The organism is Bacillus sp. JJ722, assembly GCF_036963345.1.
Lineage (GTDB): Bacteria > Bacillota > Bacilli > Bacillales > DSM-1321 > Bacillus_AD.
The window spans coordinates 1-1,964 of the sequence record NZ_JBALMO010000361.1 but is presented as its reverse complement, the minus strand read 5'-3'; the positions used below and the strand labels follow the sequence as shown (position 1 = coordinate 1,964).

The 1,964-nt window shown below is 34.2% G+C and carries 2 protein-coding genes; both read left to right on the top strand.

Going from position 1 to position 1,964, the window contains the following annotated elements:
• Nucleotide 1 precedes the first annotated feature (1 nt).
• Entirely contained in the window at nt 2–1,138 is a 1,137-nt protein-coding gene (locus V7014_RS26145) for an MFS transporter (protein ID WP_335511885.1), read from the top strand.
• Between the two features lie 322 nt (nt 1,139–1,460).
• Nucleotides 1,461–1,913: a C40 family peptidase gene (locus V7014_RS26140; RefSeq protein WP_335511882.1), complete on the top strand. Its 453-nt coding sequence runs from the start codon at nt 1,461–1,463 to the stop codon at nt 1,911–1,913.
• Nucleotides 1,914–1,964: the final 51 nt, after the last annotated feature.

Genomic DNA, 1,964 nt, shown 5'->3' with positions numbered 1-1,964 from the left:
CATGTTTATAGCAATAGGAAGCTTCGGTATTATCATTCCTATTTTACCTAAGTATTTAGAGTCCATTGGTGAAGGTGGAACGGCAGCGGGGCTAATGGTTGCTATATTTGCGGGTGCTCAATTCATTATGTCTCCTATTGCAGGGAAGTGGGCAGACCAATATGGTAGGCGAATTATGATCATACTTGGCCTAAGTGGACTAACACTGGCTATGTTTGTTTTCTATTTGAGTAACTCTATCTGGATATTATACTTATCGCGCATTATCGGTGGAATTGGGGCTGCGTTATTAGTTCCGGCTATATTTGCGTATGTAGCAGACATTACTACTATTGATCAAAGAGCGAAAGGAAATAGTTTGATTTCAGCAGCAATGTCCCTAGGGATAGTTATTGGCCCAGGTGTTGGAGGGTTCCTTGCGGATTTTGGAATTAAAATTCCACTTTTGATTTCTGCTCTTGTTGCAACAGTGGCTGTATTATTTTCAATAGTAGTTTTAAAAGAAAGTCGTGATACAAACACTGCAACTAACAATCAGCAAAATCAAGAGTCATTTATGAAGCAGCTTGGGCAATCTGTTAAAAAGCCATATTTTATCCCCTTAATTATTGGGCTTGTTATGAGTTTTGGCTTGATGGCATATGAATCTATACTCGGATTATTTGTAGACTTTCAATTCGGTGCTACTCCTCAAGAAATAGCCTCCATGATTACAGCAACAGGAGTTATAAGTGTAATCGTTCAGCTGTTTGTAGTGGATCGGCTTGTTCGGAACTTTGGTGAAGGATATGTGTTAATAATATTCATTGGTATAGCAACATTAGGTTTTCTTTTATCACTTTTTGTATCAACCTTCTTATTATTCTTTGTAGTAACATTATTGATTTTCTTAGCAACATCCATATTACGACCAGTACTTAATACAATCATTTCGAAGCAAGCAGGTAATGAACAAGGGTTTGCGATGGGAATGAATAATGCATATATGAGTATTGGAAATATAATAGGACCAATACTTGCTGGTCTTCTGTATGATGTTAATATATTCTATCCATTTATTCTTGGAAGCGCTATTCTTCTTATTACAATGTTTGTTTCTGTTTCATGGCAAAGAAAAAGTGTTCGAAGTGTTGGATAAAAGGCAAACTCTTGCACATAGTGTTAATTATTAGGTTATCAAATATTTTTAGCCTTACTCGAAATGGGTAAGGCTTTTTTTGTTTCACGAAGATTTACTAGTTTACTAGAGATAATTCTAAAATACCTTCAATTAAATCTTGAATTTATGATAGATATTACGATAATGAAAGCGATTGAAATATAGTTGTAATATTAATTAAATTGACTGTAACCTAACCCTTGAATCTATTTGATACACTACAAATGTTGATAAAATAAATAACCAATTTAACTATATTTAATTGAAATATTACTAACAACTTTTGGAGGAACTTGAATTAATGAAAAAATTGATCATCTTGACTACGTTAGCATTTGGTATTTTATTTTCTGGGATTTTTGGAAGCGTTGATGCGAGTGCTGCTAGTACAACTAATTATCGAGTAAATGCTGCAAACATTGGTCAAAAATTCATTGGTGTTCCATATAAATGGGGCGGTACTACCCCTTCAGGATTTGATTGTTCTGGATTCGTAGGATATGCATATAAAAAATCAGGCAAAGCATTACCTAGAACGGCAGCCCAAATGTACCAAAAAGGCACATCAATTGCAAAGAACCGTTTACAAAAAGGTGATACTGTTTTCTTTAGTACATATAAGAAAGGTGCTTCTCACGTTGGTATTTATGTTGGAAATAATAAGTTTGTTCATGCCTCTTCAAAGGGTGTAAAAGTTGATTCACTAAACAATTCTTATTGGAAGAGTAAATATCTTGGTGCAAAGCGCATTTAATTTAAAATGAAACTATAAAATATTTAATAAAAGGGGCTGTCTAATAAGTCC

Bases quoted from the DNA above. Each gene is read 5' to 3' on its own strand.
- V7014_RS26140 (WP_335511882.1), top strand. From the start codon at position 1,461: ATGAAAAAATTGATCATCTTGACTACGTTAGCATTTGGTATTTTATTT.
- V7014_RS26145 (WP_335511885.1), top strand. From the start codon at position 2: ATGTTTATAGCAATAGGAAGCTTCGGTATTATCATTCCTATTTTACCT.